Origin of the sequence: Flavobacterium ovatum (assembly GCF_040703125.1) — a bacterium.
In the GTDB taxonomy this organism is placed as follows: domain Bacteria; phylum Bacteroidota; class Bacteroidia; order Flavobacteriales; family Flavobacteriaceae; genus Flavobacterium; species Flavobacterium ovatum.
The window spans coordinates 3,629,700-3,646,966 of record NZ_CP160035.1; the positions used below are offsets into that span (position 1 = coordinate 3,629,700).

The 17,267-nt window shown below is 31.5% G+C and carries 15 protein-coding genes; 11 read left to right on the forward strand and 4 right to left on the reverse strand.

Going from position 1 to position 17,267, the window contains the following annotated elements; genetic code table 11:
- Positions 1 to 28: 28 nt before the first annotated feature.
- Positions 29 to 928 carry a MerR family transcriptional regulator gene (locus tag ABZP37_RS15115; protein ID WP_366183930.1) on the reverse strand — a complete coding sequence of 300 codons (900 nt, stop codon included), beginning with the start codon at positions 926 to 928 and terminating at the stop codon, positions 29 to 31.
- 286 nt (positions 929 to 1,214) lie between these two features.
- A complete protein-coding gene (locus ABZP37_RS15120) occupies positions 1,215 to 2,177 on the reverse strand; it encodes an ion channel (protein ID WP_366183931.1) in 963 nt (320 codons plus the stop codon).
- 425 nt (positions 2,178 to 2,602) lie between these two features.
- Here ABZP37_RS15120 and ABZP37_RS15125 point away from each other — a divergent pair, with 425 nt between their 5' ends.
- From ABZP37_RS15125 to ABZP37_RS15150, 6 genes are all read left to right on the forward strand, one after another.
- Positions 2,603 to 3,256, forward strand: coding sequence for an alpha/beta hydrolase (locus ABZP37_RS15125; protein WP_366183932.1), 654 nt, complete (start codon positions 2,603 to 2,605; stop codon positions 3,254 to 3,256).
- Positions 3,257 to 3,615: 359 nt separating this feature from the next.
- Positions 3,616 to 4,830 carry a DUF4856 domain-containing protein gene (locus tag ABZP37_RS15130; RefSeq protein WP_366183933.1) on the forward strand — a complete coding sequence of 405 codons (1,215 nt, stop codon included), beginning with the start codon at positions 3,616 to 3,618 and terminating at the stop codon, positions 4,828 to 4,830.
- 156 nt (positions 4,831 to 4,986) lie between these two features.
- Positions 4,987 to 6,093 carry an imelysin family protein gene (locus tag ABZP37_RS15135; protein WP_366183934.1) on the forward strand — a complete coding sequence of 369 codons (1,107 nt, stop codon included), beginning with the start codon at positions 4,987 to 4,989 and terminating at the stop codon, positions 6,091 to 6,093.
- A gap of 42 nt (positions 6,094 to 6,135) precedes the next feature.
- Positions 6,136 to 7,494 carry an HTTM domain-containing protein gene (locus ABZP37_RS15140; RefSeq protein WP_366183935.1) on the forward strand — a complete coding sequence of 453 codons (1,359 nt, stop codon included), beginning with the start codon at positions 6,136 to 6,138 and terminating at the stop codon, positions 7,492 to 7,494.
- A complete protein-coding gene (locus ABZP37_RS15145; RefSeq protein ID WP_366183936.1) occupies positions 7,433 to 9,898 on the forward strand; it encodes a TonB-dependent receptor in 2,466 nt (821 codons plus the stop codon). The genes ABZP37_RS15140 and ABZP37_RS15145 overlap by 62 nt, the downstream gene beginning before the upstream one ends.
- A gap of 412 nt (positions 9,899 to 10,310) precedes the next feature.
- A complete protein-coding gene (locus ABZP37_RS15150; RefSeq protein ID WP_366183937.1) occupies positions 10,311 to 10,520 on the forward strand; it encodes a hypothetical protein in 210 nt (69 codons plus the stop codon).
- A 12-nt stretch (positions 10,521 to 10,532) separates the two neighbouring features.
- Here the strand turns inward: ABZP37_RS15150 and ABZP37_RS15155 are convergent, their stop codons facing one another.
- On the reverse strand, positions 10,533 to 11,333 hold the full coding sequence (locus ABZP37_RS15155) for a helical backbone metal receptor (RefSeq protein WP_366183938.1): 801 nt from the start codon (positions 11,331 to 11,333) through the stop codon (positions 10,533 to 10,535).
- Positions 11,334 to 11,502: 169 nt separating this feature from the next.
- Positions 11,503 to 12,324: an orotidine-5'-phosphate decarboxylase gene (pyrF, locus tag ABZP37_RS15160; protein ID WP_366183939.1), complete on the reverse strand. Its 822-nt coding sequence runs from the start codon at positions 12,322 to 12,324 to the stop codon at positions 11,503 to 11,505.
- 161 nt (positions 12,325 to 12,485) lie between these two features.
- On the opposite strand from pyrF, the gene ABZP37_RS15165 reads away from it, so the two are divergent.
- The 5 genes from ABZP37_RS15165 to ABZP37_RS15185 all read left to right on the forward strand — a co-directional run bounded on the left by ABZP37_RS15165 (position 12,486) and on the right by ABZP37_RS15185 (position 17,183).
- Positions 12,486 to 12,671, forward strand: a complete 186-nt coding sequence (locus ABZP37_RS15165; protein ID WP_366183940.1) for a general stress protein CsbD — start codon at positions 12,486 to 12,488, stop codon at positions 12,669 to 12,671.
- 107 nt (positions 12,672 to 12,778) lie between these two features.
- On the forward strand, positions 12,779 to 13,885 hold the full coding sequence (locus ABZP37_RS15170; RefSeq protein WP_366183941.1) for an AI-2E family transporter: 1,107 nt from the start codon (positions 12,779 to 12,781) through the stop codon (positions 13,883 to 13,885).
- Positions 13,886 to 13,973: 88 nt separating this feature from the next.
- Positions 13,974 to 14,540: an AraC family transcriptional regulator gene (locus ABZP37_RS15175; RefSeq protein ID WP_366183942.1), complete on the forward strand. Its 567-nt coding sequence runs from the start codon at positions 13,974 to 13,976 to the stop codon at positions 14,538 to 14,540.
- 6 nt (positions 14,541 to 14,546) lie between these two features.
- Complete coding sequence (locus ABZP37_RS15180; protein ID WP_366183943.1) at positions 14,547 to 14,993, forward strand: response regulator; 447 nt, start codon at positions 14,547 to 14,549, stop codon at positions 14,991 to 14,993.
- Positions 14,994 to 14,996: 3 nt separating this feature from the next.
- On the forward strand, positions 14,997 to 17,183 hold the full coding sequence (locus ABZP37_RS15185) for a PAS domain-containing protein (RefSeq protein ID WP_366183944.1): 2,187 nt from the start codon (positions 14,997 to 14,999) through the stop codon (positions 17,181 to 17,183).
- The last annotated feature ends 84 nt before the right edge of the window (positions 17,184 to 17,267 follow it).

The following is a 17,267-nucleotide window of genomic DNA, read 5'->3' on the forward strand; positions in this document are numbered from 1 at the left end:
ACTATTATTGAATTATAAGTAAACGCAATTACAATTTTTGAATTAACTCGAGCATTGAATCGAATACCGTGATTTTGTTTGACAAACTACCTCTTTTTAAGTTTTGTGTCATTCGACCCAGCAACCAAATTTCTGAGTTATCCTCCAACAATTGAGTTGTCATTTCATTTACATATCCATCCAAATCATCCATAACAGGCTGTACAGTAAAATAACAAATATAAATGATATCATTAAAATGATTTTTTAAATCTTTTAAGTTTTCAATTGGCATACTTTCACCTAAATAAATCACTTGGTACCCTAAATTAGCTATTTCATAATTCAAATAAAGCAACCCCAAATCATGAATTTCATTTAAAGGTAAAGACAAAACAAAAATACGATCAAATTGAGACCTTTCCTTGAGTTGTGCTTGATGAATATTGAGTATTATTTTTTGTCTAATCAAATGACTAACAAAATGTTCGTGTGCTGGAGTTATGGTATCTGTCTGCCATAAATGACCTATTTCTTCCATAAATGGAATAAACACTTCTACAAAAATTTGTCTAAAGGTTTTTTCTTGGGTCAACCAATCATATGTCTTTACAAAAAGTTGATGATCAAAATTCATCATCGCTATTTTAAAAATATTAATAGCATGATTCTTGGCGTTCTTTTCTGAAACAATAGTACGAACCATAGCGGAAATTTCATCCTCAGAATAGGTCGCTATCTTAGAAATCTTATAACCGTATTGATGTAAAAAATTAATATTCAAAAGCTTTTGCAAACTTTTTAAATCATAGATTCGTATATTGGTATCTGTACGTAGTGGCTGAAACACATCATACCTTTTTTCCCATATCCGAATCGTATGAGCTTTGACTCCTGAAAGATTTTCAAGATCCTTAATACTAAATGTGGTATTTACTTTGTTTAACATATCTGATTAAATATTAAACAAATGTAGTTTATTAATTGACACTAAACAAAAAAGTAATAACATTAGCCTAAAATTCCGTCTAATTTTTTCAAGTTTCATTTATCAATTGAATTTCTTGTTAAGCTATTTTACGTGAAAAATAGTCCAGAAGCGTCGGGAAAAAATCTCTTACTAGAGGCTAATCCACTCTATAATAGAGGCATAGAAAAATAGCTAGACTCGCATTATTAAGCGGAGCATGCCCTAGATGAAATGATTACAAAACAGTAAGTCCTATTACGAGATACTAACCTAAAACGACAGGAACAAATTCATTTAATTTATCTAAATCCAAAACCGTTTTAGAATGATCAAAATTTCGAGTGTACATGGGAACAAACTTAGCACCATAAACAATTTCACTAAAAACATAAGATGTCCGAGCGGCAACAGTGCTACTAAACATATCGTCAAACGTTTTTACATATACCAACAATTCGCCATGAATAGTTTCAAAATCAGTTTTAGTAAATTGATGCAAAGGACTTTGATCATTAATAGGATGTACTAAAGTCCAACTCAAACTGAGAGAGTTTATTTTTTGTAATTCCAAGTCTAGTGTGTAAAATTTATTGATCATTTGACCATTTTCCTCAATACTCATCCCTAAAGTCATTTTAGCTTCAGCATCTGTAAAATTGGTGTTTTTAAAAGGTGTCATTCTAATCATCAATCCCGTTATATTTTCATACGGAGCAATCACAGCATTGTGAGAAAACTTCAAGAAAGCAGTAGGCTTGCTAAATCTCCCAAAAAATAAACCGGTAGCTATAGCAAAACTCAACAATCCTATCAAGGCCTCGGCAGCTGAGAGTGCACTGGTCATAAATCCTTTAGGACTAATATGACCGTAACCTACGGTAGTAAAAGTTTGAGCACTAAAAAAATAGGCTTTCCCAAATTTCCCCCAATCACTATCCGAATTTGATATACCATCCAAATATTCTATACCTATTCCAAAATAAATAGCTGCAAAAACGAAGTTAATACCAACATAAAAAGCCAAAACAATGGTCATAAACTTCCACATAGGCATATCAATCAATGTATGATACCAACTGATGCGATGCAAAATATTCATTCCTTTTTTTTCAATATTGGCTACCCCATTTTTATTGATAAAACGACCTCCATAACTACTAGAATTAGTACCGAAACCAGTATTTTTATCGGTTTTTGCTTTTAAATTAATGTGATCTAATAGTGCCATTATAAAGAAGTTTTTATAGTAAATATAGTTAAAATACAAGAGCTTAAAAAAAGGAGTTTATTGGTAAAAAAACCTTCCTACTAAAAATAGTAACTTAAAAATCGCCAAAAACAACATAAAATACTAAAAATCAGAATTTTACTTAAAAATTAATTAAAAAAAACAGTCTAATCTAGTCATTTTTAACTACCTTTATACTAGTCTTTATTGTAGTGTACTTATATTACAAATAAATCTATTTGAAATAAAATTGAGCCTGGTGGAAATTTTAGAATATCATGAAAATTATTCCAACAATCCTATTTAAAATACAATTTACCTACGCAATGTTGTTTTTAATATAGATTACAATACAAACATACCTCCTCGAATCTTTTTTGCGCGAATCTACATTCCTAAATTATTCTAATTTAATAATAGTCGTCATGAAAAAATTCGAAATGGATATCCCTTTGAAATCCGTAATACTAAAAGGAAATATGGTAATTCCCGACAAAGCAACAGGTATGGTTATTTTTTCTAATGGGAGTGGCTCAAAAAGGTCAAACTCAAGAAATAAAATTCTTGCAGAATTAATCCAAAACAAAAATATTGGAACATTGGTGTTTAATCTTCTTACAGAGGAAGAAGATTTGGTTTACGAAAACAAATACAATATAGATCTTCTTGTTAGTAGATTAATAGAAACAACCGAATGGTTGATACAAAATAAGCACACAAAAGATCTCCCTATTGGTTACTTTGGCGCCAGTACAGGAGCTGCAGCAGCGATGAGAGCAGCTGCATATTTTGGAAAAATAATTAAAGCCGTAGTTTCACGTGGCGGAAGACCCGATATGGTTATAAACACCTTAAGTCAGGTTATATCACCCACTTTATTAATTGTTGGAGGTATTGATGTTCCTATTATCGGCATGAATAAAATGGCATTTGACGAACTACAATCAGTTAAAGAAATGAAAATTGTACCTAAAGCAACTCAACTTTTTAAAGAACCCGGAAAATTACAAGAAGCCGCAGAATTAGCCATTGTATGGTTTAAAAGATATTTTATAAAGAAAGAGCAGTATTCTTTTTAACGCAAATATACCTTTAGGTACATTTGGAATAAATACAATATGAAGAGTCCATCATAGTAAAACGACACCCTAGGTATCGTTTTAATTTGATGGACTCTATTTTTTATCATCAGATAAGTCTAGTTCTAAAACATTTGGAGATGCCGCTTTACGCTTTCCTTTTTATACCTCTAAGGCAACTCAAATGTAGTTTTATCTAAGTTTTTTTATTGAATAGTACCTAAAAATCGATAGCTAATCAACTGAAAAACAAATGTGATTAAATCTTATTTATAAATAATCTAAATAAAGTTTGTGTTTTTAAAATGAGATGCTATCTTTGCAGAAAATTATTCTTATTCATTCTAAATAAATCATAAATGACTCGTTCAAATTTACTTTTCACTGCAATAACAGTAGCCACTTTATCTTTAACTTCTTGTACAAATGATAATGAGGATTCAACTTTAAATTATAATGTCCCAACGCAATACACTTTTGAAAGAAATAGTTCTACTACAGTAGATTTCTCTGGTCAATCTAGTCGATTATTAATGCTGGGGGAAATGGGGACGTACATTAGTACTGCAGCAAAAAACAAAACATTTGCCAGCAATACTGTATTATCTAATATGTATGTTAATTCAAATAATGCTTTTTCGAGCACTGATTTAAATACTTCTGGAAAACAGTTAAAAGACAAAACTGCTGCTTCCAAAGATTATTTTTCTACTTTCTTAGGCGGAGGAGGTACAGCAGAGAAACTTGCAGTACAAGCCTTTTTTGAAACACAATTAACCAATGCTTCTTTTGCAAGTACACTTCCACAGGTAGCTGCATCAGCAGGTGTTGCAGGCGTTTATCTTGATGGTACATCAAGCAGATTATTTGCAGCAAATGGACTAGAGCCGCAACAAGTATTTTTAAAAGGAATGATGGGTGCTTGTTTTATGGATCAAGTAGTGAATAATTACTTAAGCACTGACAAACTAGATGAAGCTTCAAACAGAGAAAACAACACCAATAAGGTAGTGGAAACAGCTAAAAATTATACTACAATGGAGCACACATGGGATGAAGCTTATGGCTATATTTATGGTGCTGATGGAGGGAAATACTGGGATAGCTATATCAATCAAGTGAATGCTGATGTTGATTTTAATACCATAACTGTTGATCTTAAAAATGCTTTTATTAAAGGTAGAGCTGCAATAGTAGCCAATGATTATGAGACAAGAAATGCTCAAATCGATATTATCAAAACAAAATTAGCTTTAGTTCCTGCAGTTCGTGCTGTATTTTATCTTCAAGAAGGAAAAAGTAAACTAACTACTAATAATGCTCCAGCATTTCACGCTCTTTCAGAAGCGTATGGCTTCATCATGTGTCTTCGTTATACCAATAAACCTGGTACAAATGCGCCATATTTTACCAAAGCTGAAGTAGATACAATATTAAGTACACTTATTTCTGGAACAAATCAGACAAATGGTTTTTGGGATGTGGATTATTTAAACACCAAATTAGACGTATTATCATTACAAATTGCAACTAAATTTGGTTTCACAGTTGCTCAAGCAGCAACAGTAAATTAAATCAATAAAATCAAAGCAAGAGCAATAATCCCCTCTTGCTTTTTTTTGTACTTTTGCACAAATTTTGAGAAGGTATTTATTAAGGTTCCAATTTTGGTTTTAAGCACCAAAAGCTAGCAATGAAATAATCATTCGATCAAAAATTAATAAAATTCTATGAAAAAAATATTCTTTTTATTCAGCCTTATTACTCTGATAGCAGCTTGCTCTTCAACTGATGATGGTAGCAGTAGCAACGATGGTTATGACAGAACAGCCCTTTTGACACATTGGGCAAATAATATTATTATACCAAGTTACACCAATTATCAAACGACATTGCAAACATTAGTTACTGATGCTAATACGTTTACCACGAATCCAACAGAAGCTAATCTGTTAACTGTTCGAGCTTCATGGTTAGAAGCTTATAAAGCCTTTCAGTATGTTTCACACTATAGTTTTGGAAAATCGGAAGATATTTATTTCAAAGAAAAAACAAATACTTATCCAACAGATGCAGTTGGAATTGACACCAACATAACAGGTGGAACCTATGATTTTAGTTTAATTTCTCAACGTAACAAACAAGGGTTGCCAGCTTTAGATTATGTACTTAATGGTTTAGGAACTACGGATGCTTCAATTGTTGCTTTTTACTCAGGAAGCAGTGCCGCAAAATATAAAAAGTATTTGACCGACTTGGTTGCTGCTTTAAAAACAAACAATAATACTGTTTTAGCCGACTGGAACGGAAGTTACAAAGCAACTTACATTGCCAACAATGGAAATTCAGTAACGAGTGCCGTAAGTGTTACTGTAAATAAATTCTTAAAAAACTTTGAAAAAGATGTTCGTGCAGGAAAATTAGGGATACCAGCCGGCGTATTTTCTAATGTAACATATCCTGAAAAAGTAGAAGCTTTTTACAAAAAAGATGTATCCAAAACATTATACAACACTGCTATTCAAGCCTCACAAGACTTTTTTAATGGTAAAAACTTTGGCAACAGTACTACTGGCCCTGGATTAAAAGCCTATTTGGATTTCTTGAAATCAGTACGTAGTGGACAAAATCTAAGTGATATCATCAATAATCAGTTTACCACGATTTATGCTAAAAACGACCTCTTGAATGCCGATTTCAGCACGCAAATCACTACGGATAACACAAAGATGATTACCGCTTATGATGCCATACAACAAAATGTAGTGTATTTAAAACTGGATATGATGCAAGCGGTAAAAATCACAGTAGATTATGTAGATAATGATGGTGATTAATATTTTCATCTAATCCTAAAATTTACAACATACAACAATTTCATGTTTCAAAATTATTTCAAACAATATACATCAGCCGCAACGCTAGCTTTCTTTAGGCTAGCGTTTGGTTTAATGATGCTATTGAGTTTGATTCGGTTTGCTAGTTATGGCTGGATTGATAAGTTCTATATTGCTCCACAATTTCACTTTACCTATTATGGTTTTGAATGGGTGAAACCTATCGGGATTTACACTTATCTTATTTTTATAGTTTGCGGTATTGCTGCCCTATTTGTTGCAATAGGCTACCAATATAAATGGGCGGTTTTTAGTTTTTTCTTGAGTTTTACCTATATCGAACTCATGGATAAAACTACTTATCTCAACCATTACTACTTTATTACCATCGTTAGTTTGGTACTGTGTTTTTTGCCAGCCAATTGCTACTTTTCTATTGATGCCTATAAAAATGAGAAAATCCGTTTTCAAACGATTCCTCGTTGGAATACTGATATTTTAAAAGTACTCTTAGCCATCGTTTATATTTATGCTGGTTTGGCTAAACTCAATTCGGATTGGTTATTAGAAGCCATGCCGCTGAAAATTTGGTTGCCTGACAACACCAAAATCCCTGGTTTAAGTTACTTAATGAATCAAACATGGGTACATTACGCCTTTAGTTGGATTGGTGCCATTTACGATCTTGGAATTGTTTTTATGATGTTGAATAAAAGAACCCGAGGATTTGGATTTTTCTTAATCGTAGTCTTTCATTTATTGACTCGTATTTTATTTCCTATTGGAGTTTTTCCGTATGTGATGATTATTAGTTCTTTGATTTTCTTTGAAGCTTCGTTACACAAAAAAATATTAAATTTTGTCGCCAAACTCTTTTCGACCAGCCTCTTTTTATTCGAAAACGGGAAAGAAAAAGTGCAAAGCTTTGATCCTTCTCAACAAATAAAATTGTCGTTTTTAGGGCTTTTTATGGCATTTCAATTGCTGTTTCCTTTTCGTTATTTGTGCTATCCTGATGAGCTTTTTTGGACTGAAGAAGGATTTCGTTTTTCGTGGCGGGTGATGTTAATGGAAAAAGCGGGTTATACTGAATTTACTGTTTCTGACATAAAAAACAATAAAAGCATACAGGTAAACAATACGCTCTTCTTAACTGCGTTTCAAGAAAAGCAAATGTCATTTCAACCCGATTTCATATTAGAATATGCTCATTTTTTAAAAAAACATTATCAAAAACAAGGTTTTGAAAACCCAGAAGTACACGTAGCCAGTTATGTAGCACTCAACGGACGATTAAGCCAAAAATATATAGACCCAACAATCAATTTAGCCAAAGAAAATGAAAGCTTTAAACACAAAACTTGGATTCTCCCTTTTAATGACACCATCAAAGGTTTATAAGGTTCTACTACTTTTATTGATTTCAATAAATAGTTTCGCACAACATAAAATTTCGGGTACTATCACCGATAATAAAGGAAATAAATTAGCAACTGTAGAAGTCTTCAATAAGACAACGGGGGTTAAAGAATTCTCTAAATCAAATGGGGAATTTGAATTTAATTTCAAAAACCAAGGAAGCCATGACTTTGTGTTTTACAAAAACGGATTTAGTATCGTGGAGCAAATCAGCATTACAACAGGAAGTCAATTGACGGTTGTTTTGTCTAAAATCAACAATTTATCTGAAGTTATTATTCGAAAACAAAATGACAGACTACAATCCATTCATAAGCTAAACGACATTGAAGAAACGGCGATTTATGCTGGTAAAAAAACGGAAGTAATCAATATTAGCAAATTGACGGCCAATAAAGCGACCAATAATGCGAGACAGATTTTTGCTCAAGTTGTTGGTTTGACCATAAACGAAAGTTCTGATGGTGGTTTACAGTTGAGTATTGGTGGTCGAGGTTTAAACCCTAATAGAACGGCCAATTTCAATACCCGTCAAAACGGTTACGATATTAGTGCTGATGTTTTGGGGTATCCAGAAAGCTATTATGCAACTCCAACCGAAGCTTTGGAAGAAATTCAAGTGATTCGTGGTGCTGCCTCTTTACAATACGGAACGCAATTTGGAGGTTTGATTAATTTTAAAATAAAAAGCCCAACTACAAAACCTTTTGAACTAGTAACCCGCAATACTATTGGTTCTTTTGGGTTGTTTACCAACTATACCTCTGTAAGTGGTACTAATGGGAAATTTAGCTATTATTCTTTTTTCAATTACAAAAAAGGAGATGGCTACAGACCCAACTCGGAATTTGAAAGTAAAAACTATTTTGCTAATTTGAATTATAAGTTCAATGACAAAACCTCTTTACATTTTGACTATACGTACTATAATTATTTGGCACAACAACCAGGCGGATTGACAGACGAGCAATTTAATGACGACCCAAGACAAAGCAACAGAACCCGAAATTGGTTTGCTGTAGATTGGAATTTATTTGCCTTGCGTTTGAAACACAAGTTTAATGAAGATGCTGATTTCTCCTTACAACTTTTTGGTTTGGATGCCAGCAGGAAAGCTTTAGGCTTTAGGGACAACCGAATCACTACGCCAGACCCTATGGAAGAACGTGATTTAATTATTGGTGATTTTGTCAACTGGGGAGCTGAAGCTCGTTACCTAAAACGCTATTTTATTGGTCAACAAAAAAGTGCTTTTTTGATTGGAACCAAATACTATCAATCGCGCAACACGCAACAACAAGGCCCAGGAAGTTCAGGTAGCGATGCCAATTTTAATTTAGCGACTGACGAATTTCAATATTACCAAAACCAATCGGATTTCACTTTTCCAAATTTGAACGTTGCGGTTTTTGGAGAAAATATATTTAAAATCAACAACAACTTCACCATTACCCCTGGTTTTAGAATCGAAAAAATCATTACCAAAGCAGATGGCTCTTATCGAAAAATCAACCTTGATTTGGCCGGAAATGTAATCCAAGATGACACACAAATTGAAAACACAATTAAGGATAGAAATCTATTTTTGTTTGGTGTTGGTTTAAGTTACAAGCCCAAAAACGGAATAGAAATATACGGAAACGTTTCTCAAAACTATCGTTCAGTGACCTTTAGTGATATTCGTACTGTAAATCCAAGTCAAACTATTGACCCAAACATTAAGGACGAAAATGGATATACTTCTGACATTGGAATAAGAGGTAATATTGCTAAAAAATTGACGTTTGACACCAGTATTTTTGGATTGTACTATAATGATAAAATTGGCGATTATGATGGTACTAACTCTTCAAATCAAATTGTAAAAATTAGAGCGAATACAGGAACAGCAATTACCTATGGGTTTGAAACTTTATTGGATTGGAATATCGCCAAAACTTATTTTGAAGACAAGGAAAATTTGAGCTGGAATCTTTTTACAAACTCTGCTATAACTGGTTCTAGTTACTTAAAATCGGATGTTCCTACTATTTTAAAAGGGTACAAAGTAGAATTTGTTCCGTTGTACAATATCAAATCAGGTACAAGTGTTGGGTATAAAAATTTCTTATCTAGTTTGCAATTCACTTATGTTTCCTCGCAACTATCTAGCGCGAGCAGTAATTCGTCTAATAACGTATTAACAGGTATTTCCGGACCTATCCCAGCGTATTATGTAGCCGATATTTCTACCTCGTACAAATGGAAAAGCTTTAAACTAGAAGCTGGAATAACCAACTTTACAAACAACAGTTATTTTACCCGAAGAGCAACAGGATATCCTGGACCTGGAATCATTCCATCAGATAGTAGAACGTTTTATACAACATTGGAATTTGTTTTTTAAAAATTAAGAAGTTCTATTTTTTTAACCACTTAAAAAATAATTGATAGGATGTACTTATCATTATTTCTTAAGTGGTTTTTTTTTTTGAAGTACATAACCGTAAATCCTATAACTTATTTTCTGAATTGTATAAAATATGGATCTATATCTCAAACTATCTTTGACATAACAACTTTAAAACTAAAAATCATGAACCTCAAAAGAATCTTTGGAACTATATTAACCATATTAGGTATTAGTGGTTTGATCTATACTGCTGTATTATTCAGTACTGCATCTGAAAGTACACATGATATAAAATCTCTGATTATATATGGTGTCTTAGGAATAGTGTTTTTTAGTTCAGGTATTAGCCTAGTTCGTACCACTAAAGACGAATCATAATATCATTATAAATTTAAATTAGAAAATCATGAAAAATACAGGAATAGTATTAATCGTTTTAGGAGCAATTATGATGATTTACACGGGATTTAATTATGTCACAACTGAGAAAATTGTTGACATAGGCCCTATAGAAATTAATCATGAAAAGAACAATCCAGTAACTTGGTCCCCCTTAGTGGGCGGAGTACTATTTTTGGGAGGTATTTTTTTCTTAGTCAAAAATTCAAAAAAATAGTATTCTACTCTTTTATTTTAAACTAGAACGTACCATTTTAAAATACTCCAATGCTTTTAATAACCTTGTACCGTACCAAGAAAACATTTCACCATCGACTAAAATAATTTGAGCGCTAGACAAATCAGGTTGCAACTCATAACCATCTTCTTTCTTGAAAGGATAAGGTTCTGATGACAATAAAATAACTTCCGGATTAGCGTCACTTAATTGAGCTATAGAAACTTCAGGATAACGAGTGATTGCTCTAAATACATTTTCAAACCGATTGAGTTGAAGCAACTCATGAATATAATTATTCGAACCAGCCACCATATATGGATTTTTCCAAATAAAATAGGCCGTTTTTATTGTCGGTTTATCATGGATAAATTGTTTGAAATTGCTCAAGGCAAATGCTAGTTTATCATTCCATTTTCGAGCTTCGACACGACGATTAAAAAGCTGACCGAAATCGGTTATCATTTGAAAATTATCGTCAATTGTCAAAATATCTGTTACCCAAACAGGACATATTTCGCTTAGTTTTTCAACAATTTCTTTGGTGTTTTCTTCTTTATTGCAAATGATAATATCAGGTTCCAATAACCTTATTTTTTCATAATGTACTTTCTTGGTTCCTCCTACCTTAATTTTGGTAGATTTTAGATGATAGGGATGTACACAGAATTTTGTGATTCCAACAATATACGCTTCTAAACCCAAATCATAGAGCAACTCAGTTTGCGAAGGCACTAATGAAATAATTCGTTGCGGTGCTTTCTCAAAAAAATGTTCAGTTCCTAGTTGATCTGTAAAAATATTTTTCTTCAAGTTAATTATTTAAAAAGTTGACCCTAACCTAAAGCTTTGTTTAAAACTCAAACCCTTAAGGAATTTAGAAAAATTAAGTAAATGTTTGAATTTTAATAATACCTCCGTTAAGCTAAATAAAACTTAATTACTTAATGATAAAAAAATAATATTTATCAGTTTTTAAACACTACAACTTCAAGCTCATAATCACTTCCATTTCCTGTTGCATTTTTAAAGCTTCGGCTCTAGCCTTTTCTGCAAAATCAGCTCCTTTAGAAGCATAGATAATTCCTCTTGAAGAATTAATCAATAACCCTATTTTGTCGTTCATCCCATACTTACAAACTTCAGAAAGGCTTCCTCCTTGTGCTCCTACTCCTGGTACTAGCAAGAAACTATCTGGAACAATTTTACGGATTTCTGTAAAATACTCAGCTTTCGTCGCACCCACTACATACATTAAGTTTTGGCTATTGTTCCAAGTTTTAGACGTTTCTAATACATGCTTGTACAATTCTTTTCCGCCTACATTCAAGGTTTGAAAATCAAAAGCTCCTTCGTTAGAAGTCAGAGCAAGCATGATGGTATGTTTGTTTTCAAAAGCTAAAAACGGTTCTACCGAATCTTTCCCCATATAAGGCGCTACGGTCACACTATCAAAATTCAAGTCTTCAAAAAAAGCTTTGGCATACATCGAAGAAGTATTTCCTATATCGCCACGTTTAGCATCAGCAATAGTGAATACCTCTGGATAATTTTCGTTGATATAATTGATAGTTTTATGCAAAGACATCCAGCCTTTGATTCCGTATGCTTCAAAAAAAGCAATATTTGGTTTGTATGACACACACAAATCATGTGTTGCGTCAATAATGGCTTTATTAAACTCAAAAATAGGATCTTCAAGTGCTAATAAATGTTCCGGTATCTTGTTTAAATCAACATCTAAGCCTACGCATAGAAAAGATTTTTTTAGTTGAATTTGGTCAAAAAGTTGTTCTGTAGTCATCTGTTATATGGATTCAGCTGGCAAATTTACAAACTAGAATCTAAATAACTTGAAATTTTATAATAATCCTAAAAAATTGTATAAGTGACATGATACATTACCACAATATCTTTGTAAATCTGGTTTAAATTATAGATTCATTTAACAGCTAATACATAATTATGAATACTACAGAAATCAAAGAAAATTGGAACGAATTAAAAAGAAAATTGAAACAAAAACTTGCTGATATAACAGATGACGATTTATTATTAGCCGAAAGAAAACAAGAAGAAATACTTGGAAAACTTGAAGTAAAACTAGGGAAATCTAAAGACAAAATCAGAAAAGTTATTGCCGAGTTGTAGTTTATACTATTTCAACAAAAAAACTAGAAGCCTATTGGTTATTAATTCTTATTTTTAATGAATTAATAACCAATAGGCTAGCTTATCATTTAATAAACAATATAATTATGTCAGGTAAAAATCATATCGCACTAGATTTATTAGGGGTTGTCTTAATTGTATTTATAGCATATCTTTTACAAGATTTTATAATCCCTCTATTATTTGCCATTATTCTAAGTGTGTTAATTTACCCAATTGTACAATTTTTTGAGTCCCGTTTATGCTTTAATCGTATTATTTCAATCACCATAGCTATAATTATTTTCTCAGCAATAATTTTCTTAGTTTTTGCTTTGATAAGTATGCAATTTGAAGAGATCATGAGCAAAAGCAGTAAATACTATATTCAAATTAAACAAAAAACGATTCCCTTATTTGCACAAATGGAACATGACTTAGGAGTTAGCAGCAAGGATATTGTAGGGAATAATAAACTTGAAGTAAAAGAAATTGTAAAACAAAATTCTAATAAAATAATCCCATTTTTAACCAAATCAGGAGGAGTGCTTAGTGATTTTATTTTATCTCCTTTGTATATGTTTTTGTTTTTATTATATCGAAATTTCTTGGTGAGTTTTATTTATAAAGCTACATCAGGATTTTATAACAAAGCCAAAACAAGACAAATTTTAAGCGAGCTTTATAAAGTGCAGCAAAATTACATGCTAGGCTTAGTGAGTGTAATGGCTATTGTAGGTTTACTCAATAGTATAGGTTTATTGATATTAGGCATTGAATATCCTTTTTTCTTTGGTTTTTTATGCTCCTTATTATTACTTGTTCCATATATTGGTATTATTATAGGTTCTATTTTACCTGCTTTAATAGCCTTAGCAACCAAAGACTCTTATTGGTATGCTGTGGGTGTAATTGGAATTTTTGGATTCATTCAATTTATTGAAGGAAATTTCATAACTCCTAAAATTACAGGCAATAAAGTTTCATTAAATGCTTTTGCCTCAATTTTATCTATTGTACTTTTTTCAATGCTATGGGGAATTCCTGGTATGATTTTAGCATTGCCTATTACGGCTTCGTTAAAAGTTGTTTTTGACAACACTAAGAACTTAAAAGTCATTGGCTTTCTATTAGGTGAAGCTAAAGAAAAGTATTTTAGTAGCAAAGCAAAATACCGATTAAAAATTTGGAATAAAATAAGACTCCAGAAATAGTTAGTGAGTATTTAATTTTAATTAACAAAATAATATCCAATTGATTTTAGATATATATTTGATTAATTTCGTAACAAAAACAAGTAATATGAAGGTTTTTATAAAATTTGATTTTAATAGTATTTGTAATAAAGTTCTTTCGGAAAAACTAGAAAGCTCCCAAATCAAATATAGAGTTTTAGGCTTTGGAGAGGTTGAGTTTTTAAATAATGTATCTGAAGAACAATTAAAAACTTTTTCAGAATCACTAGTCCCTTATGGAATTGAGATCGTAGAAAATCAAAAAACAATATTGGTTCAAAAAATAAAAGATATCATAATTGAAATGGTTTTTTGCGAAGAAGTGAATGTAAACGTGAAAAGCTCTGTATATTTAGCAGAAAAATTAAATCATAGTTATGGTTATCTGTCCAATTTATTTTCTGAAGTAACTTATACTTCTATTGAGAATTTTATTATTCTTCAAAAAATTGAACATACCAAGCAGTTAATTATCAATAGTGAACTTTCATTGACTGAAATTGCATTTAAGCTCAATTATTCGAGCGTAGCTCACCTAAGTTCCCAATTCAAGAATACAACTGGAATTACACCATCGGCTTTTCAAAGAATTATTAAAAAAAGAAGAGAAATCGCTTCTCAAAATTTAAACTAAAAACATATGCAACACGATTCTATAATTATAACTCTGGCAGATGATGATGAAGATGACAGGCTATTTTTCACAGATGCCTTTGATGAGATAAAAATAAATACCGTTATAAACACAGTGAACAACGGGAAGGAGTTGTTGAATTATTTAAATCATCCTGAAACTATTTTGCCTAATCTTATTTTCTTGGATTTAAATATGCCCATTTTAAACGGAATTGGATGTTTAGAAGCAATCAAAAAAAATGATGCCTTTAAGGATATTGCCATCGCAATTTACTCTACCTCTTCTTCTGAAAAGGATATTGAAAACACCTTTGTTTTGGGCGCTAATATCTATATCAAAAAACCGAGTGACTTCAATGACTTAAAAAAAATATTATCCGATGTTGTTGTGATCAATTGGCAATACCATACGAATGGTTTGAATAAAGAAAATTTTTTACTCCGATTATAATTCATGAAAAATAACAAATATAAATCATCCGTTTATCACAAAATTATATTTGCTATAAGCTTAACGGTATTGCTGTTTATTGGTGTCATTACCGTTAAGCATATAAAAAACATTTCGGATTCTTCCAAATTGCTCATGCATACTTATGAAGTGAATCTTGAGTTAGAACATTTATTTTCTAATATAAAAGATTCTGAAAACAGCATGAGGGGTTATTTAATTTCAAAAGATAGTATCTACTTAAAACCTTACCAAACTGCCACTAAAAACATTAATTTCTCTTTCTTACTACTAAAAAAACTTACATCAGACAATCCTATTCAACAAAGAAAACTAGAATCACTATTTGAAATTATCGATAAGCGTTATGAAACTATTTCCAATTATAATGATATAAACAGCAATGTTGATCTAAGTAGAAACTATTACTTCAAAAAAAACTTCAGAGAAAGCAGCGAACTTTTAGTTAGAATCAGAAACAAACTGAATGAAATGATTGCGCTAGAAGAAATGTATCTAAAAAATCGTAATCAACTCTATAAGAACCAAGTTTACCTTACGCCAATACTCACCCTTAGTATCTTATTTATCACTCTACTAGTATTAGTTTTTGCTTATTATAAAACGAATAAAGATGTAGAAAAACTACAAGCCGCTAATATTGAACTAAATAAATCACAATTTTTGAGTTATCAAGCGGAGATACTCTCTGAATTTGGAACCTGGGAATGGGATTTAATTAATAATAAAATAATTTATTCTGACAATTTTTATCGAATTCTTGGCGTTGAGCCACAATCATTTGAAGCAAGTAATGACAATTTCAATCGCTTTGTCCACCCTGAAGACCTAGATATTACAAGTCAAATTGTTCAAAAAATATTAACCAATCAAGACCTACCGTATTCCTATTTTAGAATTATCCGTCCCGATGGAGAAGTACGATTATTAAGAGCTACAGGTAAATTATTCACTGACAAACTAGAAAACCAAACAGTACTTGGGGTTACAGAAGATATTACCTTAGAAGATAATAAAACAAAATTGCTAAAACAGAATTACAACGAACTTAAAATCTTTGAAGAATCCAGTAAGCAGGCAGAAATATTGGGAAAATATGGTAGTTGGGTATTAAACTACGATACATTACAATATCTGTTTTCGGACAACCAATATCGATTACTGGGTTTTGAGCCAAAATCCTTTAATCCTACAGCCGACCAATTTCTAGAATTTGTACACCCAGAAGACAAACACATCATCACAAATGCACATGAAAAGGCACAGGTAGAACAGTATTTCCCAACAATAAGTTACCGAATCATTAGAAAAGACGGTAAAATTAGACGGTTTAAAACGAGTGCTACTTCTTTTATTGACTTGACAGGAATACAAAGCATGATTGGAACAACACAAGATGTTACCGAAGATTTCAATAAAAGTTTACAGCTTAAAGATCGAAACAGAGAATTAGAACAAAATATAAAAGAATTGAACGAATTCAACCATGTTGCTAGTCACGATTTACAGGAACCACTGCGAAAAATTCAAACATTTATTTCCCGAATTAATGATAAGGAAAAAGAAAATCTCTCTAATTTTGGTAAAGAATACCTATCTCGAATAGAAAACGCATCTAATCGAATGCGAGTACTTATCAATGATTTACTACAATATTCTAGGACTAGTAGATCCGATGCTAACTTTGTTGAAATCGATTTAAATGAAGTTTTAACAAATAGTTTACTTGAATTATCTGAAAATATTGAAGACACAAATGCTCAAGTTGGTAAAACTGTTTTGCCTATAATAAAAGGAGTCTCTTTTCAGATGCAACAACTTTTCTCAAATTTATTGAGTAATTCTATAAAATATTCAAAAGAAGACATCGCTCCTCAAATCTCGATTTCCCATTCTGAAATTATTGCTGAAAATGATTCTTTAATTAGAGAGAATAGTACCAAAAAATATCACAAATTTAAATTTACGGATAATGGTATCGGGTTTGAACAAGAACATGCCGAAAAAATATTTTTACTATTTAACCGCCTTCACGGAAAAACAGAATACCAAGGAACAGGCGTAGGTTTAGCTATTTGCAAAAAAATAATTGAAAACCATAATGGATTCATTTATGCAACAAGTGAACCCAACATTGGAACAACCTTTACCTTTTATATCCCTATTTAATACAGAAAATGGAAATTATATAAATATAGAAATGAATCATGTAATTCATTTCAGAGCAATATTTTTAATTTTGTATTAAAATAT